Origin of the sequence: Chitiniphilus shinanonensis DSM 23277, from assembly GCF_000374805.1 — a bacterium.
GTDB lineage: Bacteria > Pseudomonadota > Gammaproteobacteria > Burkholderiales > Chitinibacteraceae > Chitiniphilus > Chitiniphilus shinanonensis.
In genome coordinates this window covers 30,877-54,553 of record NZ_KB895352.1, presented here as the reverse complement: position 1 = coordinate 54,553, position 23,677 = coordinate 30,877, and the positions used below count along the sequence as shown (strand labels likewise).

General features: G+C 69.2%; 25 protein-coding genes. 10 read left to right on the top strand and 15 right to left on the bottom strand.

All coding sequences use genetic code 11. From position 1 onward, the window contains the following. Nucleotides 1–74: 74 nt before the first annotated feature. From C556_RS0115895 to C556_RS0115875, 5 genes are all read left to right on the top strand, one after another. Nucleotides 75–1,106 carry an RnfABCDGE type electron transport complex subunit D gene (locus C556_RS0115895; RefSeq protein WP_018749243.1) on the top strand — a complete coding sequence of 344 codons (1,032 nt, stop codon included), beginning with the start codon at nt 75–77 and terminating at the stop codon, nt 1,104–1,106. After that, complete coding sequence (gene rsxG / locus C556_RS0115890) at nt 1,103–1,726, top strand: electron transport complex subunit RsxG (protein ID WP_018749242.1); 624 nt, start codon at nt 1,103–1,105, stop codon at nt 1,724–1,726. Before C556_RS0115895 ends, rsxG begins: the two co-directional genes overlap by 4 nt. Further along, nucleotides 1,723–2,427: an electron transport complex subunit E gene (locus C556_RS0115885; RefSeq protein ID WP_040431301.1), complete on the top strand. Its 705-nt coding sequence runs from the start codon at nt 1,723–1,725 to the stop codon at nt 2,425–2,427. Before rsxG ends, C556_RS0115885 begins: the two co-directional genes overlap by 4 nt. Before the next feature lie 199 nt (nt 2,428–2,626). Then, nucleotides 2,627–3,277 carry an endonuclease III gene (gene nth / locus C556_RS0115880; protein WP_018749240.1) on the top strand — a complete coding sequence of 217 codons (651 nt, stop codon included), beginning with the start codon at nt 2,627–2,629 and terminating at the stop codon, nt 3,275–3,277. A gap of 75 nt (nt 3,278–3,352) precedes the next feature. Next, nucleotides 3,353–3,886, top strand: coding sequence for a GNAT family N-acetyltransferase (locus tag C556_RS0115875; protein ID WP_018749239.1), 534 nt, complete (start codon nt 3,353–3,355; stop codon nt 3,884–3,886). A gap of 48 nt (nt 3,887–3,934) precedes the next feature. Here C556_RS0115875 and C556_RS0115870 read toward each other — a convergent pair whose 3' ends face one another. Next, nucleotides 3,935–4,540: a histidine phosphatase family protein gene (locus tag C556_RS0115870; protein ID WP_018749238.1), complete on the bottom strand. Its 606-nt coding sequence runs from the start codon at nt 4,538–4,540 to the stop codon at nt 3,935–3,937. 178 nt (nt 4,541–4,718) lie between these two features. On the opposite strand from C556_RS0115870, the gene C556_RS0115865 reads away from it, so the two are divergent. Together C556_RS0115865 and C556_RS20715 are read left to right on the top strand one after the other, a co-directional pair. Then, on the top strand, nt 4,719–6,713 hold the full coding sequence (locus C556_RS0115865; RefSeq protein WP_018749237.1) for a UvrD-helicase domain-containing protein: 1,995 nt from the start codon (nt 4,719–4,721) through the stop codon (nt 6,711–6,713). A gap of 120 nt (nt 6,714–6,833) precedes the next feature. Further along, nucleotides 6,834–7,331, top strand: a complete 498-nt coding sequence (locus tag C556_RS20715; RefSeq protein ID WP_157236208.1) for a GAF domain-containing protein — start codon at nt 6,834–6,836, stop codon at nt 7,329–7,331. Between the two features lie 104 nt (nt 7,332–7,435). On the opposite strand, the gene C556_RS0115855 is transcribed toward C556_RS20715, so the two are convergent. The 6 genes from C556_RS0115855 to C556_RS0115830 form a co-directional block, all read right to left on the bottom strand. Then, entirely contained in the window at nt 7,436–8,056 is a 621-nt protein-coding gene (locus C556_RS0115855) for a glutathione S-transferase (protein WP_026263147.1), read from the bottom strand. Nucleotides 8,057–8,273: 217 nt separating this feature from the next. Then, the gene (locus tag C556_RS0115850) at nt 8,274–9,650 is read right to left on the bottom strand and encodes an autotransporter outer membrane beta-barrel domain-containing protein (protein WP_018749234.1); all 1,377 of its coding nucleotides are present in this window, start codon (nt 9,648–9,650) and stop codon (nt 8,274–8,276) included. A 231-nt stretch (nt 9,651–9,881) separates the two neighbouring features. After that, nucleotides 9,882–10,760 (bottom strand): hypothetical protein, encoded by an 879-nt coding sequence (locus C556_RS21830; RefSeq protein WP_018749233.1) that lies wholly within the window; start codon nt 10,758–10,760, stop codon nt 9,882–9,884. Then, the gene (locus C556_RS0115840) at nt 10,757–11,317 is read right to left on the bottom strand and encodes an RNA polymerase sigma factor (protein ID WP_018749232.1); all 561 of its coding nucleotides are present in this window, start codon (nt 11,315–11,317) and stop codon (nt 10,757–10,759) included. Before C556_RS0115840 ends, C556_RS21830 begins: the two co-directional genes overlap by 4 nt. 43 nt (nt 11,318–11,360) lie before the next feature. Continuing rightward, nucleotides 11,361–13,049 carry a vWA domain-containing protein gene (locus C556_RS0115835; RefSeq protein ID WP_018749231.1) on the bottom strand — a complete coding sequence of 563 codons (1,689 nt, stop codon included), beginning with the start codon at nt 13,047–13,049 and terminating at the stop codon, nt 11,361–11,363. 163 nt (nt 13,050–13,212) lie between these two features. Continuing rightward, nucleotides 13,213–14,784, bottom strand: coding sequence for a cellulase family glycosylhydrolase (locus tag C556_RS0115830; RefSeq protein WP_018749230.1), 1,572 nt, complete (start codon nt 14,782–14,784; stop codon nt 13,213–13,215). A 337-nt stretch (nt 14,785–15,121) separates the two neighbouring features. Here C556_RS0115830 and C556_RS0115825 point away from each other — a divergent pair, with 337 nt between their 5' ends. After that, complete coding sequence (locus tag C556_RS0115825; protein WP_018749229.1) at nt 15,122–15,841, top strand: LOG family protein; 720 nt, start codon at nt 15,122–15,124, stop codon at nt 15,839–15,841. A gap of 111 nt (nt 15,842–15,952) precedes the next feature. Here C556_RS0115825 and C556_RS0115820 read toward each other — a convergent pair whose 3' ends face one another. From C556_RS0115820 to rnhA, 7 genes are all read right to left on the bottom strand, one after another. Further along, nucleotides 15,953–16,726, bottom strand: coding sequence for a secretin N-terminal domain-containing protein (locus C556_RS0115820; protein WP_018749228.1), 774 nt, complete (start codon nt 16,724–16,726; stop codon nt 15,953–15,955). Nucleotides 16,727–16,860: 134 nt separating this feature from the next. Further along, nucleotides 16,861–17,334, bottom strand: coding sequence for a 2-C-methyl-D-erythritol 2,4-cyclodiphosphate synthase (ispF, locus tag C556_RS0115815; protein WP_040431298.1), 474 nt, complete (start codon nt 17,332–17,334; stop codon nt 16,861–16,863). Next, nucleotides 17,331–17,852 (bottom strand): free L-methionine (R)-S-oxide reductase MsrC, encoded by a 522-nt coding sequence (gene msrC, locus C556_RS0115810; protein ID WP_018749226.1) that lies wholly within the window; start codon nt 17,850–17,852, stop codon nt 17,331–17,333. Before msrC ends, ispF begins: the two co-directional genes overlap by 4 nt. Nucleotides 17,853–17,866: 14 nt before the next feature. Continuing rightward, entirely contained in the window at nt 17,867–18,676 is an 810-nt protein-coding gene (locus C556_RS0115805; protein WP_018749225.1) for an IspD/TarI family cytidylyltransferase, read from the bottom strand. Further along, on the bottom strand, nt 18,673–19,416 hold the full coding sequence (gene dnaQ / locus C556_RS0115800; protein ID WP_018749224.1) for a DNA polymerase III subunit epsilon: 744 nt from the start codon (nt 19,414–19,416) through the stop codon (nt 18,673–18,675). The genes C556_RS0115805 and dnaQ overlap by 4 nt, the downstream gene beginning before the upstream one ends. A 55-nt stretch (nt 19,417–19,471) precedes the next feature. Further along, entirely contained in the window at nt 19,472–20,695 is a 1,224-nt protein-coding gene (locus C556_RS0115795) for a TCR/Tet family MFS transporter (RefSeq protein ID WP_018749223.1), read from the bottom strand. A 43-nt stretch (nt 20,696–20,738) separates the two neighbouring features. Continuing rightward, a complete protein-coding gene (gene rnhA / locus C556_RS0115790; protein WP_018749222.1) occupies nt 20,739–21,191 on the bottom strand; it encodes a ribonuclease HI in 453 nt (150 codons plus the stop codon). A gap of 161 nt (nt 21,192–21,352) precedes the next feature. Between rnhA and C556_RS0115785 the strand changes: the two genes are divergently transcribed. Then, nucleotides 21,353–21,796 (top strand): host attachment protein, encoded by a 444-nt coding sequence (locus C556_RS0115785; protein ID WP_018749221.1) that lies wholly within the window; start codon nt 21,353–21,355, stop codon nt 21,794–21,796. Between the two features lie 322 nt (nt 21,797–22,118). Here C556_RS0115785 and C556_RS20705 read toward each other — a convergent pair whose 3' ends face one another. Next, a complete protein-coding gene (locus C556_RS20705) occupies nt 22,119–22,895 on the bottom strand; it encodes a class I SAM-dependent methyltransferase (RefSeq protein WP_018749220.1) in 777 nt (258 codons plus the stop codon). Here C556_RS20705 and gloB point away from each other — a divergent pair. Then, a complete protein-coding gene (gene gloB, locus C556_RS0115775) occupies nt 22,894–23,634 on the top strand; it encodes a hydroxyacylglutathione hydrolase (protein ID WP_018749219.1) in 741 nt (246 codons plus the stop codon). The genes C556_RS20705 and gloB overlap by 2 nt on opposite strands. The last annotated feature ends 43 nt before the right edge of the window (nt 23,635–23,677 follow it).

Genomic DNA, 23,677 nt, shown 5'->3' with positions numbered 1-23,677 from the left:
AACGTTAGGGCGGCGCGCTGTGCGCCGGGTGTTGCCCCCTACGCCTCACTCCTCACTCCTCACGTTCACTGACCATGCGCACTTCCCCTTTCCTGGTCCAACCGACGCCGTTGCAGATCGTCATGCTCAAGGTGGCGGGCGCCCTGCTGCCCGGTATCGCGCTCTATGCCTGGACCTTCGGCATCGGCGTGCTGGTGCAGATCGCCCTGGCGAGCGTCACCGCGCTCGCGGTCGAGGCCGGCTGCCTCAAGCTGCGCGGCCGTCCGCTCCAGCCCTTCCTCAGCGACGGCTCGGCGCTGGTCACCGCCTGGCTGCTGGCGCTGGCGGTGCCGCCGCTGGCGCCGTGGTGGATGGTGGTGCTGGCGACCGCCGTCGCCATCGGTCTGGCCAAGCATCTGTACGGCGGCCTGGGCCAGAACACCTTCAATCCGGCGATGGTCGGCTTCGCGGTGCTGATCGTGTCGTTCCCGGCGCAGATGTCGCGCTGGGCCGCGCCGCTGGGGCTGGGCATGGCCGAGCTGGGCGGGCTGGCGCAACTGGGCTGGATCTTCACCGGCCAGTTGCCGGCCGGGCTGGCGTTCGACGCCATCGCTTCGGCCACGCCGCTGGACACCGTGCGCACCGCGCTGGGCCAGGGCCAGCCGCTGGCGCAGATCCTGGCCGCGCCGATCTTCGGCGACGTGGGCGGCACCGGCTCGGAGTGGATCGTGCTCGGCTGGCTGGTCGGCGGCGTGTTCCTGTGGCAGCAGAAGCTGATCCCGTGGCAATTGCCGGTGGGCTACCTGGGCGCGCTGGCGCTGACCGCCAGCGCGTTCCACCTGGCCGATCCCGCGCATTACGCCGGGCCGGGCTTCCACCTGGCCACCGGCGCCGCGATGCTGGGCGCGTTCTTCATCGTCACCGACCCCGTCACCGCGCCGACCACGCCGTGGGGGCGGCTGCTGTACGCGGCGCTGGCCGGCGTGCTCACCTACCTGATCCGCGTGTTCGGCAGCTACCCGGACGGCGTGGCGTTCGCCGTGCTGATCATGAACATCGCCACGCCGCTGATCGACCAGTTGACCCAGCCGGCGGTGTTCGGTCGCAAGCGGGGGAAGGCGGCATGAGGCGCGCGGCGGCCAACGGCGTGCGCGGCGCGCTGACCCTGCTGGCGTTCGCGCTGGTATTCACCGCGCTGATGTCGCTCACCTGGTGGATGACGCGCGACATCGTGGCGCGCAACGAACAGGCGTCGCGCGTGGCATTGCTGGCGCAGGTGCTGCCCGCGTTCGACAACGACCTGCTGGCCGACGCCATCGAGCTGCCGCCGGCGCAGGCCGCGGCGCTGGGCGGCGGGCGCGCCTATCCGGCGCGGCAGCGGGGGCGGGTGGTGGCGTTCGCGGTCGAGACCAGCGCGCCCGACGGCTACAGCGGCGAGATCAAGCTGCTGGTCGGCGTGGCGCGCGACGGCCGGGTGCAGGGCGTGCGGGTGATCGCGCACAAGGAGACGCCCGGCCTGGGCGACTACATCGACGCGGCCAAGTCCGCCTGGAGCGCGCAGTTCGCCGGCAAGTCGCTGGACAACCCGCCGCCCGGCGCCTGGGCGGTGAAGAAGGACGGCGGCGCCTTCGACTACATGGCCGGCGCCACCGTCAGCCCGCGCGCCGTGGTCAAGGCGGTAAAGCGCGCGCTGGAGCAGGTGCGCGCCCATCAGGCGCAATGGGCGGCTGACAAGGAGCAGCAATGATGGACCGACACGCGGCACGCGAGATCGCGGCCAACGGGCTGTGGCGGCAGAACGCCGGACTGGTGCAGATCCTGGGCCTGTGCCCGGTGCTGGTCATCTCCAGCAACATCGTCAACGGCGTGTCGCTGGGGCTGGCCACCAGCCTGGTGATGCTGGTGTCGGGCGCGGCGGTGGCCGCGCTACGCCAGTTCGTGCCCAACGAGCTGCGCAGCCCCATCTTCATCCTGATCATCGCCGCGCTGGTGACGGTGGTGGATCTGCTGCTCAACGCCTACGTGCACGGGCTGTATCTGGTGCTGGGCATCTTCATCCCGCTGATCACCACCAACTGCATCGTGCTGGCGCGCGCCGAAGCGTTCGCCTCGCGCAACGGCGTGGCGCAGTCGGCGCTGGACGGGCTGACCATGGGCCTGGGCCTGACGGGGGTGCTGGCGGTGCTGGGCGGGCTGCGCGAGCTGGTCGGGCACGGCACGCTGTTGTCCGGCATCGACCTGGTGTTCGGCCCCGCCGCCCGTGGCTGGGTGATCCACGTGATCCCAGCCGACGCGCATTACCAGTTCCTGCTGGCGATCCTGCCGCCGGGCGCCTTCTTCGGCCTGGCCTTCCTCATCGCCGGCAAGAGCGCGCTGGACCGCCGCGCGGCACGACGCGCCGCGGGTTCAGAGGTCATGGCGGGAACCATGAATTCTGTGAGCAGGTAAACTTCTGCGTTAATAACCTGCGTGGACAGTCGTCCTGGCGAGCGAAGCGAGGCTCCCTCGCGGCGGCGAGGGCGGGGGGAGCGGAATCGAGCAAGGATGAGCCGTGGCTTGCGGATCGCTTATATCGTGCACCCGGCTTTGCCGGGTGCTTGATGCGGCAGGATCTTCCAAATGAAAAAGGCAGTTTCCAAATAGGCTCATGAATAAAGACACCCGCCGCATCTTCTACCAGCGCCTGGCCGAACTGGACCCCAAGCCGACCACCGAGCTGGAATACACCACCCCGTTCGAGCTGCTGACCGCCGTGCTGCTGTCGGCGCAGGCCACTGACGTGGGCGTCAACAAGGCCACCCGCAAGCTGTTCCCGGTGGCCAACACCCCGGCGCAGATCCTGGCGCTGGGCCAGGAAGGGCTGGAGTCGTATATCGCCACCATCGGGCTCTATCGCAGCAAGGCCAAACACCTACTGGAAACCTGTCGCATCCTGATCGAGCGCCACGGCGGCGAGGTGCCGCGCGACCGCGATTCGCTCGAAGCGCTGCCCGGCGTGGGACGCAAGACCGCCAACGTGGTGATGAACACCGCCTTCGGCGAGCCGACCATCGCGGTCGACACGCATATCTTTCGCGTCGCCAACCGCACCGGCCTCGCGCCGGGCAAGGACGTGCGCGCGGTCGAGGACAGACTGCTCAAGGTGACGCCGCCCGAGTTCCGCCACGATGCGCACCACTGGCTGATCCTGCATGGGCGTTACGTCTGCAAGGCGCGCCGCCCGGAGTGCTGGCGCTGCGCGGTGGCCGACGTATGCGACTACCGGCCCAAGGAAATGACGCCGCCCAAGGGCAGGTAGGCGGCCCGCCGGGATCGCGGGCACTATCGGACGGCCTGCCGTTCCTACCGGCACGGCTCTCAGCAGGAGTTTTTCATGTTATTGCGCAAGATCGACTGGCAGCGGGACCACGCCGCCTTGCTGGATTTCGACGCCGGCTACAGCACCGAGCGCATCTACCGGGTGGATAGCGACGGCCTGGGCTTCGCCCTGCGCGAACAGGCGCTGAGCCAGCCGTTCCGCAAGTGCTACGACCTGGAGGAACTGGCCGACGACGTGGTCGACGCCGATTGCGCGTGGCTGGTGGAATCGCCCGCCGGCGGCATCGACGGCTTCGTCACCGCGCATTACGAAGCCTGGAACCGCAGCATGGAACTGACCGGACTGTTCGTGCGCCCCGCCCGGCGTCGGCAGGGGCTGGGCCGGCTGCTGCTGGACAAGGTGGCCGACGTGGCGCTCGGCACGCCGGCGCGGCAGCTGTGGCTGGAAACGCAGAACACCAACCTGCCGGGCATCCGCTTCTACCTGGCGCAAGGCTTCGCGGTGTGCGGGCTGGATACCTCCCTCTACGATCCGAACGAGGTGATGGAGGGCGAGGTGGCGGTGTTCATGGCGCGGCCGCTCGGTTAGGACGGATCGCCCTTCGAGTGCCGCCGCGGAATGAGCGTCGACAGGCGGTTAGAGCGTGGTTTCGGCCATCGCGCAATCGATGCGCTCGATCCGCCCGCCGCTCAGGTGGAAGAACGCGTCCTGCGGCATGTCGCCGCTGAGGATGCCGGCGCGGTCCAGCCCGGCGTAGACCCCGCGCAACAGCCGGCCGAACAGGCCGTGCGACACCACGATCAGCCGCTCGGGCAGGGCGGTGTCGGCAAGGAAGTCGTCGATGCGCGCCAGCACCGCGTCCAGCGATTCGCCATTGGGCGAGCGGAAATGCCAGTCCAGCGCGGTGTCGAGCGACGGGTCGGCGGCCACCAGGTCGGCGCGCAGGCAGGTTTCCCAATCGCCGAATCCCACCTCGATCACCCGTTCGTCGGTGGCGATGGCGCCGGCCGGCAGCCCCAGCGCCTCGGCCACCAGCCGCGCGCTGTGCTGGGCCCGCGGCAGCGGGCTGGCCAGCAGGCGCCAGCCGGCCGCGTCGCCGATGCGGCGGCGCAGCGCCTCGCCCATATTGCGTGCCTGGGCCTGGCCGAGTTCGGTCAACGGCGAATCGCAGCGGCCTTGCAGCCGGCGCAGCGTGTTGTATTCGGTCTGGCCGTGGCGCAGCAGGTAGAACGGGCGGGACATGACGCTTCCTCGGAGAACGGACTGACAAACGGCGAGTATAGCGCCGACGCCCGTTGCGCCGCGCCGACATGCTGCCATTCGGGCCAAGGGGTGCAGTGGGGCGCGTAGCGACCTGATCGGCAAGGTAAAATGGCGCCCGCCCGGCCGGGCTCCCGTCGATCGCTTCCACAGGCCGTCCATGCTCCATACCCTCAATGCCCCGCAACAAGCCGCCGTGCGCTACCTGGACGGCCCGTGCCTCGTGCTGGCCGGCGCCGGCTCGGGCAAGACGCGGGTGATCACGCAGAAGATCGTCTACCTGATCGAGCGCGCCGGCATGGATGCCCGCAACATCGCCGCCATCACCTTCACCAACAAGGCCGCGCGCGAGATGCAGGAGCGCGTCGGCGCGCTGACCGACCCGGCGCGGCTGCGCGGGCTGACCGTGTCCACCTTCCACTCGCTGGGCATGCGCCTGCTGCGCGAAGAGGCGCGGCATCTGGGCTACAAGCCGCAGTTCTCGATCCTGGACGCCGCCGACGCCGGCAAGATCATCTCCGACCTGCTGGCCACCACCGACAAGGCGCTGGTACGCGCCACGGTGTCGCATATCTCGCTGCTGAAGAACGACCGCGTCGCGCCGGAGCAGGCGCTGCTGCGCGCCGACTCCGACGGCGAGCTGCACCTGGCGCGCATCTACCGCGCCTACCAGGACACGCTGCTGGCCTACCAGGCGGTGGATTTCGACGACCTGATCCGCCTGCCGGTGGACCTGTTCGAAAGCAACGAGGAAGTGCTGAAAAAGTGGCAGCAGCGCTTGCGCTACCTGCTGATCGACGAATACCAGGACACCAACACCACCCAGTACCAGATGGTGAAGATGCTGACCGATCTCTCCGGCCAGTTCACTGCCGTAGGCGACGACGACCAGAGCATCTACGCCTGGCGCGGCGCCAACATGGAGAACCTGCGGCTGTTGCAGACCGACTTCCCGAAACTGAAGGTGATCAAGCTGGAGCAGAACTACCGCTCGGTGGCGCGCATCCTCAAGTGCGCCAACGCGGTGATCGCCAACAACCCCAAGCTGTTCGAGAAGACACTGTGGTCCGACCTGGGGGTGGGCGATCCGATTCAAATCATCGAGGCCAAGAACGAGGAGCACGAGGCCGAGCTGATCTGCATGAAGCTCCAGGCGCACAAGTTCGAAGCCGGCACCGGCTTCAAGGACTACGCCATCCTCTACCGCAGCAACTTCCAGGCGCGGGTGATCGAGACGGCGCTGCGCACCCAGCGCATCCCCTACGTGATCTCCGGTGGGCAGAGTTTCTTCGACCGCGCCGAGATCAAGGACCTGCTGGCCTACCTGCGGCTGGTCGCCAACGAGAACGACGACCCGGCGTTCATCCGCGCCGTGACCACGCCCAAGCGCGGCGTCGGCAACGTGACGCTGGAGCGGCTGGGCAGCTATGCCTCGGAGCGGCATGTGTCGCTGTTCGCCGCCGTGTTCGAGGAAGGCTTCATCCACCAGGTGCAGCCGCAGCAGTACGAACCGCTCAAGACCTTCGCCACCTTCATCAACCAGCTGCAATACCGCGCGCGCAGCGAGCCGGCGGGCGCGCTGTTGCAGGATCTGCTCGCCATCATCGACTACGAGACCTGGCTGTACGACAACGACGAGCCGCGCCCGGCCGAGACCAAGTGGAAGAACGTGCAGGACTTCGTCGGCTGGGTGGCCAAGCAGGGCCAGGAAAAGGGCAAGGACCTGATCGAGATCACCCAGACCATCGCCTTGATCACCATGCTGGAAGGGCGCGAGGACGAGGAGGTGGATGCCGTCAAGCTGACCACCCTGCATGCGTCCAAGGGGCTGGAATACCCGCACGTGTTCCTGATCGGCTGCGAGGAGGACATCCTGCCGCACGCCAACTCGATCGAGGGCAACATGGTCGAGGAGGAGCGGCGGCTGATGTACGTCGGCATCACCCGCGCCCAGCGCACGCTGACCATCACCTATTGCGGCAAGCGCCGCCGCGCCGGCGAATGGCAGATCACCCATCCCAGCCGCTTCCTGCACGAGCTGCCGCCCGAGGACATCCGGGTGTCGGGCCGACTGGCTGGCGGCAAATCCGAACCGCTCGTCACCAAACAGGAAGGCCGCGCCATGCTCGCCGGGCTGATGGCCAAGTTGGGGTGATTGCCGGCCCGGGAGCCGGGTTGTAAGCTTACAAGGATCGATTCACCGGGGAATGGGCACCCAACCGGGCGGCAGCGGCCGACCCGAATGTCCGCCCAAACGCGTCTGGAGCGCCAACCCATGCTAGCGCCCTTGCCTGCCAACGAAACCGCGCGCGTCGCCGCCCTGTCGCGGCTGAAGATCCTGCATTCGCCGCCGGACGCGGTGTTCGACGAACTGGTCGGTTATCTGGTCCATGCCCTCAACGCCCACGGCGGCGGCATCTGCCTGGTGGCCAGCGACCGCGCGTGGTTCAAGGCCGCGCAGACGCCGCTGCTGCAATCGGGCGCGCGCGAACTGTCGTTCTGTACCCATCTCATCGCGGCCGAGGAATCGCTGCTGGAGGTGCCGGACACCACGCTCGATCCGCGTTTCGCCCACCATCCGGCCGTACTGGAATCCCATCTGCGCTTCTACGCCGGCGCCGCCATCGTGCTGGAAGGCGGCCTGCGCATCGGCAGCGTGTTCGTGGTCGATACCCGGCCGCGCCGGCTCAGCGGCGAGGAACGGCTGATCCTGCAATCGCTGGCGCAGATCGCCGCCGGCGAGATCTCGCGGCAGTACCCGCCGCTGGGTTAGGGCGGCTCGCCCCGGTGCCGTGACCGAATGCCGACGATCCGCAACCCCAATGAAAAACGCGCTGCCCGACAAGGTGCAGCGCGTTTTGCTGTTGCCGGCGGGGTTCAGGCGGGGACCGGCTCCACCGGGCGGGTCTCGACGAATGCCTGGCGCTCGTTCAGGCGCGCGTACAGCGCCGCCAGATTGGGATAAGTGTCGGCCCACGCGTGCTCGGGGAAGCGGAACTCCAGATAGCCCAGCAGGCAGCCCACGGCGATGTCGGCCAGGCAGTAGCTGTCGCCCATGCACCACTTGCGATCGGCCAGATCGATGCTCAGTTGCTCCAGGCCGCGGTCGATCTTGTCCTGCTGGCGCGCGATCCACTCGCTGGAGCGCTGGCGCGGCGGGCGCTTGCGTTCCTGCACGATGACCGTGGCCGCATCGATGATGCCGTCGGCCAGCGCTTCCCAGCGCTTGGCGCGGATCCCCTGGCGGTGATCGGACGGAATCAGCCGGCCCACCGGCGACACCTGGTCGAGGTAATCGACGATGACGCGCGAATCGTAGACCGGCTTGCCGTCGTCGAGGATCAGCACCGGCACCTTGCCCAGCGGGTTGTACTCGGTGACGATCGTGCCTTCCTCCCAGGGCGACGCGATCATGACCTGGCACTCGATACGCTTCTCGGCCAGAACGATGCTTACTTTTCTTCCGTAAGGACTTGTCAGCGAGGTGATCAGTTTCATGGGAACCTGTCTACGGCGGGTTTTGCTCAATTCTAGAGGGAGGCGGCCTGCGGAGCCAGCGGCGTTGTTCGGGCGCAACAGACGCCCCGGCTCATGATTACGTCATTTTTCTGACCGTTCGCCAATGGATTCTTTTGATAACTTTCCGCTGTCTCCTTTTTTGGTGTAATGGATTTCGGCCCGGGATGCGTGTTACGGCCGAGCTTCGCGCCCGGCGCTAGAAGCGTTTGCGCGCGTTCAGCGTGCCGCGCTGGCTGCTTTCCTCCTCGCCGTCGATGCGGTCGACACGCAGCCCCAGCGACAGGTCGTCCGGCAGCGCCCAGTCCAGCCCCAGGCCGTAGACTTTCTGCGAGCCGGTGGTGGCCGCGCCCTCGACACGACGGACGGCGCCGTCGGGCTGGTCCGCATAGCGCAGCGTCAGGTCGTCGGTATCGCGCAGCCAGTACTGGTATTCCATGCGCAGGCTGGGGGTGAGGCGGCCGGTGTCCAGCAGGATGGGCCGGTCGATGTACATGCCGACGGTGCCGGAGCGCGTCTGCACCGCCTGGCCGCCCACCGCCAGCGCGCCAGGCTGGGCGCCGTCCTCGCGGTAGTCGTCCAGTTGCGAGTGCGTCATGTCGAAGCGGCCGTAGGGGTTCAGGCGCAGCCGGTCCATCCGGTAGTCGTAGCCGAACGCCAGCGACCCGTAGGCCTGGCTGCCGCGCCGCCGAGCCGTGGCGTAGGCGTCGTCCTCGCGCCGCAGCCGGGACGGATCGTTGCGCAGCCAGCCGTAGCCCAGCGCCGCGTCCAGGTAGAACGATGACCACGGGCGGAAGCTGCCGTAGAAGGTGAGCGCCGCGTTGTCCGACTGCTGCGCGCTGTCGTCGCCCACCGCGTTGTCGCCGCGCCCGTAGCCCAGGCTGAGCCCGGCGCTGAACATGGGCGACACCAGGTAGTCCGCGCCCAGGCTCAGCCCGCCGCTGGTGAAATCCACGCCGCTGTCGGTGCCGACGTAGAGCGAGCCGGCGCTCCACAGCGACAGGTCGCCGGGCAGCAGGTCCGACAACCCTTCCACCGCGCGCTGCGACGGCAGCGGCAATGCCTTGCCGTCCAGGTACAGGCCCAGGGAACTGCGCGCACGCGGTGCGTGTTCCTGGTGCAGCTGGGTCAGCCGCGGGTTGACGTTGGCCAGCTGGCTGGTGGCGGCGCGGCGGGCGTAGCCGGTCTGCGCCCAGGCCAGCGCTTCGGCGTCGCTGCCGCTGCCCGGCGCCGCGCGCGGCGCCACGTCCACGGTGAGCGATGCCGGGGTGACGGTGCCGCCGTCGGCGCGCAGCGCGTAGCGGATCACCACCTCGCCGTCGTACCCGCGCGCCGGGGTGAAGCCCAGGCGCAGCACGTCGTCGGCGTGGGTCAGCGTGGCGATCCCCGCCTGTGGCGGCAGCACCGCCACCACGCTGCCGTCGCGGTAGCGGACGCCGTCCTGGTCGAGCGGCAGGTCGAGTTGCAGAGGGGTATCGGCGGCCAGCGCGATCGCGTCGCCGGCACGCGCGGGGGCGGCTGGACCGAAGCACAGCAGGACAAGCAACAGGAACAGGGAACGGGCGACGGCGGGCAAGGCAGCTCCTCGCCGGCTGGCGGCGGCCGTGCGGCCGCGACGCGATGACCGGCATCGACGCCCCCTTGGCCCGGCGCGTGCCGGGCTGCCCCGATTTTCCACGTGGATGGCGGGGCGTGCAAAACAGAGGGACCGCCGTCGCGCCGCCGGGTTGCCGCGTCCATCCGCCCGACCTGGCGGGTGGCGCGATGCGCCCGGCGGCGTGCCGCCTGCGTCCGGCTGGCGATTTGCCTAGTCGGGCGCCGAGGCAGCCGGAGCGTCGTCGTCCTCGAAGCGGTGCCGCAGGTCGTCCGGCAGTTCGCCAGCGGGGTGGTGCCGCCGCAACGCCTGCCAGGCGGCGCGCGCGCCGTCCAGGTCGCCACGGGCCAGCAGCGCGCGCACCCGCGCCAGCGCTTCCGGCAGCGATGCCGGTTCGCTGGCGGCGAACGGCGCCACTTCGTCGGCGTGCGCCTTGGCGGCATGCGATGCGGCTGCCGGTGGCGCGCGCATCGCCTGTGCTTCGCGCTGGCGTTGCAATGGGGCGACGGGCGCCGGTGCGGCCGCCGGGGCTTCGGCGACGGCTTGGGCCGGCGGTGTGTAGTAGAAGTCCATCGATGGCGCCGGTGCGGCGGCCAGGCTGTCCTGTGCGGCCGGTTCCGGCGCGGCAGGCGCCGGAGCTTGGGCGGGAGCTTGCGCGGGCGCTCGGGCGGCAGGCGGTTGCGGCGCTCGTTCGCGCTTGGGGGCGGCTCGCGGTGCGCCGGCGATGGTCTCCTGCTTGGCGGCGGCGTTCGGAATGGCTTCCGCCACGATGGCCGGTTGCTGTTCCGGCTGCGCGGTGGCCGGCGCGGTGTCGGCGGGCGGTTCGCCCTGGATGGCGGTCGGTGCGGGGCGCATGCCTTGCCACAGCTGATAGGCGAAGCCGCCGATCACCAGCGTGGCGCAGACGGCCGCCCAGCCGGGGCCGCCGCCCAGGCGCAGGCGCGCCAGGATGCCGCTACGGCGCGGCTTCACGGCGCGATGCGCGGCGGCGCGGATGGCGGCGTCCAGCCCGGCGGACGGCGCCAGCGGCGGCAACGCGCGGTAGTGCCGGCTGAGCGCTTCGTCGTGCGGCAGATCGTCGTGCTCGCTCACAGCAGTTCTCCCATGCAGGCCTTCAGCTTGGCCAGCGCGTAGCGGACCCGGCTCTTGACGGTTTCCGCGGCGACGCCGGTAAGGCGCGCGATCTCGGCCAGGCCCAGCGCGTGTTCCTCCTTGAGCAGAAAGGCTTCGCGCTGTTCGGGTGGCAGCGTGCCCAGGCAATCGAGCAGCCGCGCGCCGGCCTGGCGGCCGGCGGCGCTGGCCTCGGGGGTCGGGCAACGGTCGGCGATGGCGTCGGCGTCGGTCAGATCGCTGTCCCAGCGGTGGCGCTTTTCCCGGCGGTGCCAGTCGATCAGCCGGCGGTGGGCGGTCTCCAGCAGCCAGGTGCTGAAGCGCGCCCACGGCTGGTAGGCGTGGCGCTGGCGGATCAGCGTGAGCCAGGTTTCCTGGAACAGCTCGTCGCCGGCGGCGACGCTGCCGGTCTCGCGCACCAGGAAGCGGTACAGCCGCACGCGGTGGCGGGCGTACAGCGCGTCGAAGGCGGCGGTGTCGCCGTCGCGCCAGGCCAGCATCAGCGCTTCGTCGCTGTCGGGATCGAGGTCGGTGGGCATGCCGCTACTGTATGCGGTGCCGCCCGCCGCCGCGAGCCGCAGCTCACTCATCGCGCGGCGCGGCCGTGGCCGGGGTCAGCGTGTCGGCCAGCGTGACCAGTTGCTCGAACTGGGCGCGATAGCCGAACGGGTCGGCACCGCGCGCGCCGGCGGCGATGCGACGCACCGCCGCGTAGTCGAGGTCGTCCACGTAGCGCCCGCCGCGCAGCAACTGGCCGAAGCCGGCCACGGCGCTGGCGAAGCGAAAATCGTCGCTGGCGGCGGCGAAGCTGGGCCGTACCTGGCGTTTTTGCAGCGGGATCTCCAGCAAGCGGCTGGCGCCGCCGGCGGGCGGCTGGTAGCGCAGGCGCAGGTGGGCCAGCTCGCCCTTGCTGTTCCCGGCGGCAGCCGGCCTGGCGTAGCGCAGCGGCGCCACCCGCCCGGCGCCGCCGGCCAGGGTCAGCTCGTACAGCGCGGTGACGGTGTGGCCGGCGCCGACGTCCCCGGCGTCCACCTTGTCGTTGTCGAAGTCCTCGCGGCGCAGCGCGCGGTTTTCGTAGCCGATCAGGCGGTACTCGGCGACTTCGGCCGGGTTGAATTCGATCTGGATCTTCACGTCGCGCGCCACCGTCGCCAGGGTGCTGGTCATTTCCTCGACCAGCACTTTGTGGCCTTCGTTGAGGGTGTCGATGTAGTGGTAACTGCCGTTGCCGACGTCGGCCAGCTGCTCCATCAACGCCTCGTGGTAGTTGCCGGTGCCGAAGCCCAGCGTGGTCAGCGACACGCCGCTGGCGCGTTCGCGCGCCACCAGTTGCTTGAGCGTATCCACGTCGGCGACGCCGACGTTGAAGTCGCCGTCGGTGGCGAGCAGCACGCGGTTGATGCCGCCCGCGACATACGCCTGGCGCGCGGTGGCGTAGGCCAGCCGGATGCCCGACTCGCCGGCGGTGCTGCCGCCGGCCTGCAACTGGTCGATGGCGGCCAGCAGCGCGGCGCGGTCGCGGGTAGGGGGCAGCACCACGCCGCTCTGGCCGGCGTAGGTGACCAGCGCCACCGTGTCCTGCGCCCGCAACTGCCGCGCCAGCAGCTTGAGCGATGCCTGCAACAGCGGCAGCTTGTCGCGCGAATGCATCGAGCCGGATACGTCCACCAGGAACACCAGGTTGGCCGGCGGCAGCGCCTGCCGCTGGATCTCCTGCGCCTTGATGCCGATGCGCAGCAGGTGCTTGTCGGTGCCCCACGGCGCCGGGGCGATCTCGGTGTGCACCGCGAACGGCCGGCCGTTGGCGACGGCGGGGTAGTCGTAGGGGAAGTAGTTCACCAGTTCCTCCACCCGCACCGCGTCGGCCGGCGGCAGGCGGCCCTGGTTCAGCAGGCGCCGCACGTTGGCGTAGGCGCCGGTGTCCACGTCGATGGCGAAGGTGGAGACGGGCGCCTCGGCCACCACCTTGACCGCGCTTTCGTCGATGGCGGCGTAGCGCTCGCGCTCCTCGATAACGGGATACGGTTGCGGCGCCGGCATGATCGCCGGGCGGTACAGCATCTGCGCCTCGGCCTGCTTGGCACGGGCAGGTGCCGGCGCGGCGGCCGCGCTGTCCTGGGCGGTGGCGACTTCGGGGGCGGCAAACTCCTGGGCGGCGGCTTCCTGGCGCGGTGCCGGCGCGTCGGCCGGTGCGGCGTTGCGGGCGGTTTCGGTGCTGCCGCAGGCGGCGAGCACCAGGCTGACGGCGATGACGAGCGGACGGGTATTCATGGTCGGGCTCCGGTTGAGGATGACCATGGAACGCAGCCACGTGGAGGATCGGGTTAAGCGTGGAAAAAAAAGTTTCTGCCGGCGTCGCTGCCGTGGCTCCCGGTCACGTGGGAAAAAAAGGGCGCGGCATCATGCCGCGCCCTGCATCGCTACCGGATGACGCTCAGCGATTGCGGATGGCGTTGCGCACGAACTCGCCCGCCGGTTTGAGGTTGCTGGCGCTCCAGTTGCCGCTGGCGCAGGTGTTGCTCTGCCAGACCGCGCCGGAACGGAAGTCGTCCGAGTAGTTCCAGTTGGTCCAGCTGATCTTCTTCTGCGCCAGGAAGTCGAGGTACTTCTGGGTCATGGTGAAGTTGTTGGCGCCGTCGCCGCTGGCGGTCTGCGAGCCCCACTCGGTCACGAACACCGGCAGCTTCTCCGCGCCCTTCTTCAGCTCGTTCAGGTACTGGTCGCCGTGCGACGCCGCGTAGAAGTGGAAGGTGTACATGATGTTGGCGTAGCGCACCGGATCGTTGACGATGTCGTCCACCGAGCGGCCGTCGGACACGCCGAACGAACCCCAGCCGTGGGTGCCGATCAGGATCAGCGAATCCGGGTCGATGGCGCGGATCACCGGGATGATCTGCTCGCCGTATTCGCGGATGCGGGTCCAGCTCACGTTGTTCGGCTCGTTGGCCACGTCGTAGATGATGTTCTTCTGGTTGCCGTACTTCTGCGCGATGTGGGTGAAGAAGGTCTTGGCGCGCGCCAGGTTGTAGTTGGGGTCGCCGGGATCGAGCTGGTGCCAGTCCACCAGCGCGTACATGCCGCGTTCGGTGGCCTCGTCGATCAGCTTGTCCACCTGCGCGGTGAAGCCGGCCGGATTGCTTTCGTAGCCGCCTTCCTGCACGTAGAGCGAGATGCGCAGCACGTCGGCCTTCCAGTCGTTGGCCAGCGCGTCGAGCGAACCTTCGGTCAGGCAACTGCCCCAGCCGTACCACTGGATGCCGTGGGTGCTCATGCCGCGCAGCTGTACCGCCTCGTTGCGCTCGTTGCACAGGTTGAGGTTGTTGGCGCACACCTTGAGCTGGCCGTTGCGCTCGACCGGCGTGCCGCTGGGCGCTGGCGTCGGCACCGGCGTGGGGGCGGGCGTCGGGTTCGGGGTGACCGTCGGGGTCGGCGTCGGATTGGGTGTCGGGGTAGGCACCGGCGTGGTGGCGCCGCAGTTGCCGAGGGATTTCCACACGCCCCATTCGCCGGACTGCGCGGGATTGTCGCCCTGGGTCCACCAGCGGGCTTCGTAATTGACGCCGTTGTGCGTCACACGCTGGCCGCCGGTGTAGACGGCGCCGGCGCTCCACGCCTGGTAGCAGGTGCCGGGCGCGGGGGTCGGCGTGGCGTTGGGCGTCGGCGTGGGCGCGCGGGTCGGGGTCGGTGTCTGGGTGGGCACCGGCGTCGCGGTCGGAGTCGGGACCGGCGTCGGGGTGGGGGTCGGCGTGCCGCTGGCGGGGCCGATGTCCTGCCACAGCGTCGGCGTGGCGGCGGGGTTCCAGTTGGCGCCGGCGAAGGCGGTGTGGGTGACCAGCGCGCGGTAGTCGCGGCCGTTGTAGCTGACCACGGTGCCGGCGCTGTAGGTGGCGCCTTCCTGCCAGGTCGGGGCCGACCAGGCGCCGGGGCTGGCGGCCAGGCCGCCCAGGCCGATCAGCAGGGCGGCGCACAGCTGGCTGGCGCGCACTCGGGGGGATTGCTTCTTCATCGGGGGCTCCTCTCATCCTCTTTTTGGCCCGGCGGCAATAGTTGCCTGCCGGTGGCGCCATCATCGGTAGCGCAGACCGGGCCCCGCAACGGGTATGGCCATACTGTTTCACGGTGATACAGTGAAAACCTATGTTTATCAATTGCTTAGGGTGGTTCGGGGGCGAGGCCGATTTCACGGGCAGCGTTGCGCACCCGCCACGGTGCAACTTGGGAAAATTCCTTGTGAATCATGAATTTGCGCCGGTCCTGCCCAAGGCGCCGGTCGTCGCCGGCTTGCCTTGGCCGCGCCAGCCAAGCTACGCTTGTCGGCCATCCATTTGAACGTAGGACCTGTCTTGATCAATCCCAAAAACAAACCCATCGGGGTGGTGGACGACGACGAAGCGCTGCGCATCGTCTCGGATGCGGTACTCAAGCTTTGGGATACGGTCGACGATCTGTCGCGCTTGCGCCCGGCGCATACCGAGCATTATCACGTCACGATTTTTGGCTCCGCCCGTATCCAGGACCACACGCCGGCCTACCAGTCGGTGAAATACCTGGCCGCCGAGCTGGCCGCCATGGGCTGCCGCATCGTCACCGGCGGCGGTCCCGGCCTGATGCAGGCCGCCAACGAGGGCGCCGCCCAGGCCGCGCCGGACAACCCCGAAGCCTCGGTCGGCATCCGCATCGACCTCGATTTCGAACAGAGCGTGAACGACTTCGTCGGCCGCACCTACGAGCACAAGACGTTCTTCTCGCGCTTGCACCACTTCGTGCAACGCTCCAACGCCTTCATCGTCACTCCCGGCGGGATCGGCACGCTGCTGGAGCTGTCACTGGTGTGGCAGTTGCTCCAGGTGCGCAAGCTGTACGACACTCCGCTGATCCTGGTCGGCGACATGTGGCACGAGCTGCTCGACTGGGCCAAGCGCACCATGGTCGAATCCGGCGCGGCGCTGGCCAGCCCGATCGACATGCAGATTCCCATCGTGGTCGATACCGTCGAGGATGCGGTGCACCTGATCCGCGAGCATCACGCGCGCTGGATCGCCGACGGCAAGGCGCTGGGCTAGGGCGTGTCATCAATTGTGTCGCCGCTCGCAGCTTGCGACACGATTCACCGTAAAGAAGCGGGGCGGCCTTGGCCGCCCCGCTTCATTTCGTCTACGCCATCCAGACCGCGCTCACGGCGCCGGATCGACCTTGACCCACACGGTGTAGCCGCTGCTGCTGGTGCCGCTCGTGCCCTGGTTGCTGCCGGCGCGGGCGATGGTCGACTGGCCCACCGGCAGCCACTCGCCCAGTTGCCCGCGCACTTCGCCGTAGACGCTGTGCTCGCTGATGCTGCCGTCCGGTTCGAAGCGGCTGCTTTCCGGGTACAGGCGCAGCAGCACCTGGTTGTCGCCGACCACGCGCGGCTCGGCCCAGAAGCCGGTGCCGGCGCCGACCCAGGTGCCGCCGGCCAGCACGATGCTGTAGCCGGGACGGTAGCCGAAGCCGATCGAGGGATAGAAGCGCTCGCTGCCCAGGCGCACGAAGGCGTGCTGGCCGTCGAGCACCCGCACGCTCTGGGTGGCGACGCTGTCGCTGCGACTGCCGCCGCCGAACAGGCGGATGCCGATGCCGAAGCCGCGATTGGAAATGCCGATGCCGTCCAGCGCCAGGGTGCGGCCGCTGCGGCTTTCGCCTTCGCGCTGCTCCACGGTCACAGTCAGGTTGCGCGCCGGCTGATCGATGCGGGCCAGCAGGTCCAGCACCTGCTGGTAGGTGGCGGTGTCGGGGCTGCGCACGATGAGCTGGTTGTTCATCGGCTGGAACGACGCCTTGGGGATGGCGCCGCGCAGCACCGGCGCGAGGTCTTCAGCGGTGCGGTGCTGGAGGGGAACCACGTCCAGGCGCTCGGCCAGCGCGAAGCCGGCGACGAGGGCGAACAGGCAACAGGCGAGCAGGCGTTTCATGGCGGCGCTCCGGCTGGGGGCTGGATCATTCCAGCATATGCCCGATGGGCCCCGCGAAATAGCCGGGAGTTCCCGGCGCGCGGCGCGGGCGTGTCCGCTGTCACCGCGGCGGCGGGCGTGGTGCGGAACAGGCGTCAGCGCGGCAGCAGCAGCGCCACCGCCTGGGCTTCCACCGCCTCGGACGCGCCGACCGGCCCCAGTTTCTCGTAGGTCTTGGCCTTGACGTTGACGCAGCCGGGCTCGATGCCCAGGTCGGCCGCCAGGTTGGCGACCATGGCCGGGATATGCGGCGCCATCTTGGGCTGCTGGATCAGGATCGACGCGTCGACGTTGCCGACGCGCCAGCCGGCGTCGTGCACCCGGCGCACCGCCTCGCGCAGCAGCACGCGGCTGTCGGCGCCCTTGAACTCGACGGCGGTGTCCGGGAAGTGCCGGCCGATGTCGCCCAGCCCGGCGCCGCCGAGGATGGCGTCGGTCACTGCGTGCAGCAGCGCGTCGGCGTCCGAGTGCCCGAGCAGGCCGCGCTCGAAGGGAATGGTCACGCCGCCCAGGATCAGCGGGCGTCCTTCCACCAGCCGGTGCACGTCCCAGCCTTGTCCGATTCTCATGCGATGTCCTTGGTGCCGTCCGGCGACGGAATGTTGAGCGGGATGCCGCCGATCAAGCGCGCGACGGCTTCCAGGTGCGCGGCATCCACCGCGTCGAAGGCGGCGGGCAGGTGATGGTCCACGTCGAGTACGCCGGTCACCCGGCCGGTGGCGTCGCGCAGCGGCACCACGATCTCGGAGCGCGCCGCCGACGAACACGCGATATGGCCGGGGAACGCATCCACGTCCGGCACCACCACGGTGGCGTTGCGCGCCCAGGCGGCGCCGCACACGCCCTTGCCGTGGCCGATGCGGGTGCAGGCGATGGGGCCTTGGAACGGGCCGAGTACCAGTTCGTCGCCGATCACGCGGTAACAGCCCACCCACAGCCAGCCGAAGGTGGCCGCCAGCGCGGCGGCGGCGTTGGCCATGCGCGCGATCGGGTCGGGCTCGCCGGCCAGCAGCGCTTCCAGCTGCGGCAACAGCGCGCGGTAGCGTTCGTCCTTGTCGCCTGCGGCGATGTGCAGGTGTTCAGCCATTTGAGTCGGGGTGTTCAGTCCTGCTGTTCCGCGTGCGCGGCCAGCACCAGCGTGGCCAGGCGCAGGTCCTGCGGATAGGTGACCTTGAGGTTCCACGGGCTGCCCATCACCAGTACTGGCGAATGGCCCAGCCGCTCCAGCGCGCTGGCTTCGTCGGTGATGTCGGCGCCGGTGCCGCCGGCCAGCGCGTCGGCCAGCGCGTGCAGACGGAACATCTGCGGCGTCTGCGCCTGCCACAGGCCGGTACGCGGCTGGGTGTGGGCGATGCGCTCGCCGGGCCGCGCCAGTTTCAGCGTGTCGGCCACCGGCACCGCGAGGATGCCGCCGACCGGGTCGTGTTGCAGCCGGGCGATCATGCCGGACACCAGCGCCGGGTCGATGCAAGGCCGCGCGGCGTCGTGCACCAGCACCCAGGGGCCGTCCTGCGACAGTTCGGGTTGCGGTGTCGCTTCGCGTGGGAATACGTCGAGGCTGATGCTGATCGAGACCCGCTCCAGCTTGCGCGCGGGGGCGGGCGCCGGGGCGGAGGCGGCGGGATATTCGGCGCGCAGCGCCTCCAGGCCGTTGAGCACGCTCTGCGCGCGGGTGTCGCCGCCGACGCGCAGCACTTGCAGCCGGTCGAAGGCGGACCAGTCGTGGCTGTCCCAGACCTGGTCGTCCGGCGAGATCACCACCACCACGCGTTCCAGCTCGGGCACGGCGTGCAGCGCGCTCAGCGTGTGCCAGATCAGCGGCTGTCCGGCCAGCGGCAGGTATTGCTTGGGCTGGGCGCTGCCCATGCGGCTGCCGCTGCCGGCGGCGGGCACCAGGGCGATGGCGGTCATGCGGCTTCGGCTTCCGTCACGGGCTTGGGCTCGTAACTGCGCCACAGGCAGTCGCCCTTGACGATCTTGTCGAGTTCATCGAGGTAGGCGGCGTGCTCGGCGGCCTCCTCGGCATTGGGTCGGGTGACGATACGCGGCTTGCGCGCGGCGCGGCGGGCGGCGTCGGCCACCGGATCGCCGCTGCCGCCGTCGGCCAGGAAGTCGATCAGCAGGCTGTCCTGGCCGCGGGTCATCGCCAGGTAGACCTCGGACAGTAGTTCGCAGTCGATCAGCGCGCCGTGCAGGGTCCGGCCGCTGCGGTCGATCTCGTAGCGGTCGCACAGCGCGTCCAGGCTGTTGCGCTTGCCGGGGAAGTTGTCCTTGGCCATCTTCAGCGTGTCCACCACGCCGGCCACGTAATCGCCGATGCGGCCACGGCCGAGCCGGCCCAGTTCCTCGTCGAGGAAGCCCACGTCGAACGGCGCGTTGTGGATGATCAGCTCGGCGCCGGCGACGAATTGCAGGAACTCGTCGACGATGTCGGCGAACTTGGGCTTGTCTGCCAGGAATTCGGTGGTCAGCCCGTGCACGTTCAGCGCGCCTTCCTCGCTGTCGCGTTCCGGGTTGATGTAGCGGTGCAGGTGGCGTTCGGGGGCGGACAGCTTGCGGTCGATCATCTCGACGGCGGCGATTTCCAGGATGCGGTTGCCGTCTTCGACCCTGAGGCCGGTGGTTTCGGTATCGAGAATGATCTGGCGCATGGGGGGACTCCGGTGGTGCGGGACAACGGCGGCAAGTTTAACCTGCCGTGACGGCTCAGGGCAGGGTGTGAGGCAGCGGATGACGCCGGAAATGGACGACCGCCATCAGCAGGGCCAATGCCTGCAAGCCGGCGCTGAGGAAGAAGGTGGCGCCGATGCGCCAATCGCCCGACGGCAGGTGGCTGACCCTGGCCAGCAGCGGCGATGCCAGCAACGGCGCCACCACCAGCATCAGGCTGCTGATCGAGCTGAGCGAGCCCATCGCCACGCCCTGGTGCTCCGGCGACACCGCCTTGGAAATCTGCGCCTGCAACGCCGGGGCGGCGGCGAACGACAGCAGGTTGGCGAAGATGATGCAGTACATCATCCAGCCCTCGGTGGCGAGGCCATAGGCCACGTAGGCGATGGCGCCGGACGCGAAGCCGATGTACACCAGCCGGCGTTCGCCCCAGTGCCGCATCAGGCGGCCGAGCAGCACACCCTGCACCACCGCGCCGACCAGGCCGACGATGAACAGCGAGATGCCGTTCTCGCGTGGGGTCCAGTCGAAGCGGAAGGTGGTGTACAGCACCCAGGTGGCGTGCAACACGAACTGCGCCAGCATGAACAGCGTGTAGACGGCGATCAGGCTGCCGACGCCGCGCAACTGCGCCAGCGACCACAGCGCGGAGAACGGATTGGCCCGGGCGAAGGAGAACGCCACGCGCTTGGCGACCGGGTGCGATTCGGGCAGCACGAACAGGCCATACGCGGCGTTGAGCAACGATAATCCGGCGGCGACGTAGAACGGCAGGCGCACATCGGTGGCGCCGAGCAGGCCGCCCAGCATCGGCCCGACGATGAAGCCCAGGCCGAACGCCGCGCCCAGCGCGCCGAAGCCGCGGCCGCGTTGTTCCGGCGGAGTGACGTCGGCGATGTAGGCGTTGGCGACCGAGAAATTGGCGCCGGTGGCGCCGCCCAGCAGCCGCGCCAGCAACAGCACCCACAGGTTGGGCGCCAGCGCCATCAGCAGGAAGTCGCAACCCAGGCCGAAGATCGACAGCAGCAGCACCGGGCGGCGGCCGAAGCGATCGCTCAACGCGCCCAGCAGCGGCGCGCAGCCGAACTGCATCAGGCCATAGGCGGCGGTGAGCGCGCCGAACCAGTACGCCTGCTGGTCGCGCGAGGCGGTGAAGTCGCCGATCAGCCCCGGCAGTACCGGGATGATCAGGCCGAAGCCGATCACGTCGAGGAAGACGGTGACCAGGATGAACGGGACGGCGGGCTGGCGGGCGGTCATGGGTTGGCGGGTGGCAGGGCGAATCGACAGGCCGCGCAGTGTGTCACGCGCCGAGCACGCCTTCCACGCCGCGGTTGGCCAACTGATCGGCGCGCTCGTTGAAGGTGTGGCCGGCGTGTCCCTTGACCCAGCGCCAGGTCACCTGGTGCTTGTGGACTTCGCTGTCCAGCCGTTGCCACAGGTCGGCGTTCTTCACCGGCTTCTTGTCGGCGGTCTTCCAGCCGTTCTTCTTCCAGTTGTGGATCCAGGTCTCGATGCCGTTCTTCACGTACTGCGAGTCGGTATACAGCGTCAGCGCGCACGGGCGCTTGAGGGCGGCCAGCGCCTCGATCACCGCCATCAGCTCCATGCGGTTGTTGGTGGTCTGCGATTCGCCGCCGAACAGTTCCTTTTCCTGCACCTGGCCGTCGGACAGGTAGCGCATCAGCGCGCCCCAGCCACCCGGCCCAGGGTTGCCCTTGCAGGCGCCGTCGGTATAGATCTCTAGTGTTGCCATGTGTTTCCTGATGCCGGGGTGGTGCTGTTCGGGCGTGCAGTATATCGGGCTTGCCGATGGCCTGCCCGCCGGCAAGAACCCGGTGGCGGGAAGCGGGTCGCAACAGAAGGATGCCTCGCCGGCCGAGTGTGTCCGAGTACCTTCTTCAAGGAGCGTATCGTATGACCAAAACCTGGATTCTGGCGGCCGATGCCAGCCGCGCGCGCATCTTCGAAGTGGACGGGCGTACCCGCCTGCGCGAGATCGAGTCCTTCGCCCACCCGGAAGGCCGGGCGCAGAACCGCGACATCAATTCCGACGCCGAGGGCCGTTACGCCAGCGGGGTCGCGCCGCAGGGGCACTCCGGTCAGCCGCGCCTGGATGCCGCGCAGCACGAGGCGGAGCGTTTCTCGCGCAGTCTCGGCGGATACCTGGAGCAGGCACGGGTGGAGCATCGCTACGAACGGCTCTGCCTGATCGCGCCACCCCGCTTCCTGGGGCTGATGCGCAGCCAGCTCAGCAAGGAAGCGCTGCGCATGGTGCAGGAGGAGGTGCCCAAGGATATCTCGCAACTGGCGGTGCACGAGATCACTGACTACCTGAAACGCCACGGCACGCTGCACTGAGCGCCAACGACAAAACGCCCCGCTTGTGGGGCGTTTTTCGTTTCCGCTTCGTGGTGCAAAGCGGGGGAGAAGCGAAATCGAGGGGGAAACGCGGTGCTCGCTCGCCACGCTCACCGGAGCGACCCCACGCCGGTCGGAACATACGACACTGTTTTTCCCTTCCGGCAGGCAAGTTCACTACGACAAGCTCCCTCGCGGCGGCGAGGGCGGGGGGAGTGGAATCAAGCAGGGAAGGGCCGTAGCCGGAATACCGCTCGCGGTTCGCGCCCGGCTTTGCCGGGGGCTTGTCAGTGCATCACTTTCAGCTTCCGGCAAACTCGATTCACAGGCCCTTACAACGGTCTTTAGACGCCTGCAGCCGCATCTTCTCCACCACCGCGGCGGAGGTCGGCGAAGCGGTCGGCACCCGGCGCCACTGCGGTTCGATGATGCGCATGCCGACCACGCGCTTGACCACTTCCAGGCAGTACACGCCGCCGGCCGCCGGCCACCAGCGGTCGCCGGCGTCCTCCAGGAAACGGGTGCGCTCCAGCCAGCCGTTGCGCTGGATCGGCGGGCGATAGCAGACGAACTCGCCGCGCCGCGTCTCCAGCCCCAGCAGGGCCAGCCAGTCCTTCAGGCGCGGCAACGCCAGGAAGTGCCCTTGCCACGGCAGTTCGGTACGGCGGTGCAGCCGCTTCAGGCCCCACAGGCTCCACGGGTTGAAGCCGGTGATCAGCAGGCGGCCTTCCGGCAGCAACACCCGCTCGGCCTCGCGCAGCACCTGGTGCGGATCGGCGCAGAAATCGAGTACATGGGGCAGGGCGATCAGGTCGAGCGTCTGGTTGGCGAACGGCAGTTGCTCGGGGGTGCAGGCGATCTGGCAGCCGGCCGAGCGTCCGGCCAGCGCACGCCACGGCATGCGGTTGGACTTGAGGCAGTCGATGACCGGCAGTTCCAGTTGCAGCGCCTTGTAGCCGAACAGGTCGGCGGCGGTGCGCTCGAACCAGCCGCTTTCCTCGGCCGCCACGTAGCTGCCTAGCGGCGTGTCGAGCCACGCTGCAAAATACTGGAACGAATTGGCGTCGCCGTTGCCGGCGTTGCCGCTGGAGGATGTCATGCTGTCGCTCGAAGCCTTGCCGATACTGGAAGACAATTATATCTGGGTTTTGCACGACGGCCGGGCGGCGCTGGCGGTGGATCCCGGCGACGCGGCGCCGTTGTCCGCCTGGCTGCGCCGGCATGAGCTGGCGCTGCGGGCGGTGCTGGTCACCCATCATCACTCCGACCACGTCGGCGGCCTGCCGGTTCTCGCCGCCGATTGGCCGGAACTGGCCGTCCATGGCCCCCGGCGCGTGGCGGGCGTCACCCACCCGGTGGGCGAGGGCGACCGCGTCGAGGCGCTGGGCACGGTGTTCGAGGTGCTGGCGGTGCCGGGCCACACGCTGGACCACCTGGCCTACCTGGCGGCGCCGTGGCTGTTCTGCGGCGATACGCTGTTCGGCGGCGGTTGCGGCCGGCTGTTCGAAGGATCGCCGGCCCAGATGTTCGATTCGCTGGCGCGGCTGGCCGCGCTGCCCGCCGACACCCTGGTGTGCTGCACCCACGAATACACGCTGACCAACCTGCGCTTCGCACGCGAACTGGAGCCCGGCCATCCGGCGCTGGAAGAGCGCTGGCGTCGGGACAGCGCGCGGCGCGAGCGCGACGAGTCGACGTTGCCGTCCAGCATCGCGCTGGAGCGCGCCACCAACCCGTTCCTGCGCGCCGGCGAGCCTGCCCTGATGGCGCTGACCGGCACGGCGACGCCGCTGGCGTGCTTCACCGAGCTGCGGCGGCGGCGCAACGGGTTTCGCTGACCCTGGCGCGACGGCTGGCCGGCGTTGACAGTGCCCGGTCGGC

Coding starts and splice junctions, on each gene's coding strand:
- msrC (WP_018749226.1), bottom strand. CDS start 17,852: ATGGCTGAACACCTGCACATCGCCGCAGGCGACAAGGACGAACGCTAC.
- rnhA (WP_018749222.1), bottom strand. CDS start 21,191: ATGGCAACACTAGAGATCTATACCGACGGCGCCTGCAAGGGCAACCCT.
- C556_RS0115865 (WP_018749237.1), top strand. CDS start 4,719: ATGCTCCATACCCTCAATGCCCCGCAACAAGCCGCCGTGCGCTACCTG.
- nth (WP_018749240.1), top strand. CDS start 2,627: ATGAATAAAGACACCCGCCGCATCTTCTACCAGCGCCTGGCCGAACTG.
- C556_RS0115855 (WP_026263147.1), bottom strand. CDS start 8,056: ATGAAACTGATCACCTCGCTGACAAGTCCTTACGGAAGAAAAGTAAGC.
- C556_RS0115805 (WP_018749225.1), bottom strand. CDS start 18,676: ATGACCGCCATCGCCCTGGTGCCCGCCGCCGGCAGCGGCAGCCGCATG.
- C556_RS0115785 (WP_018749221.1), top strand. CDS start 21,353: ATGACCAAAACCTGGATTCTGGCGGCCGATGCCAGCCGCGCGCGCATC.
- gloB (WP_018749219.1), top strand. CDS start 22,894: ATGCTGTCGCTCGAAGCCTTGCCGATACTGGAAGACAATTATATCTGG.
- C556_RS0115835 (WP_018749231.1), bottom strand. CDS start 13,049: ATGAATACCCGTCCGCTCGTCATCGCCGTCAGCCTGGTGCTCGCCGCC.
- C556_RS20715 (WP_157236208.1), top strand. CDS start 6,834: ATGCTAGCGCCCTTGCCTGCCAACGAAACCGCGCGCGTCGCCGCCCTG.
- C556_RS0115870 (WP_018749238.1), bottom strand. CDS start 4,540: ATGTCCCGCCCGTTCTACCTGCTGCGCCACGGCCAGACCGAATACAAC.
- rsxG (WP_018749242.1), top strand. CDS start 1,103: ATGAGGCGCGCGGCGGCCAACGGCGTGCGCGGCGCGCTGACCCTGCTG.
- C556_RS0115820 (WP_018749228.1), bottom strand. CDS start 16,726: ATGAAACGCCTGCTCGCCTGTTGCCTGTTCGCCCTCGTCGCCGGCTTC.
- C556_RS0115840 (WP_018749232.1), bottom strand. CDS start 11,317: ATGCCCACCGACCTCGATCCCGACAGCGACGAAGCGCTGATGCTGGCC.
- ispF (WP_040431298.1), bottom strand. CDS start 17,334: ATGAGAATCGGACAAGGCTGGGACGTGCACCGGCTGGTGGAAGGACGC.
- C556_RS0115885 (WP_040431301.1), top strand. CDS start 1,723: ATGATGGACCGACACGCGGCACGCGAGATCGCGGCCAACGGGCTGTGG.
- dnaQ (WP_018749224.1), bottom strand. CDS start 19,416: ATGCGCCAGATCATTCTCGATACCGAAACCACCGGCCTCAGGGTCGAA.
- C556_RS20705 (WP_018749220.1), bottom strand. CDS start 22,895: ATGACATCCTCCAGCGGCAACGCCGGCAACGGCGACGCCAATTCGTTC.
- C556_RS0115830 (WP_018749230.1), bottom strand. CDS start 14,784: ATGAAGAAGCAATCCCCCCGAGTGCGCGCCAGCCAGCTGTGCGCCGCC.
- C556_RS0115875 (WP_018749239.1), top strand. CDS start 3,353: ATGTTATTGCGCAAGATCGACTGGCAGCGGGACCACGCCGCCTTGCTG.
- C556_RS0115895 (WP_018749243.1), top strand. CDS start 75: ATGCGCACTTCCCCTTTCCTGGTCCAACCGACGCCGTTGCAGATCGTC.
- C556_RS0115795 (WP_018749223.1), bottom strand. CDS start 20,695: ATGACCGCCCGCCAGCCCGCCGTCCCGTTCATCCTGGTCACCGTCTTC.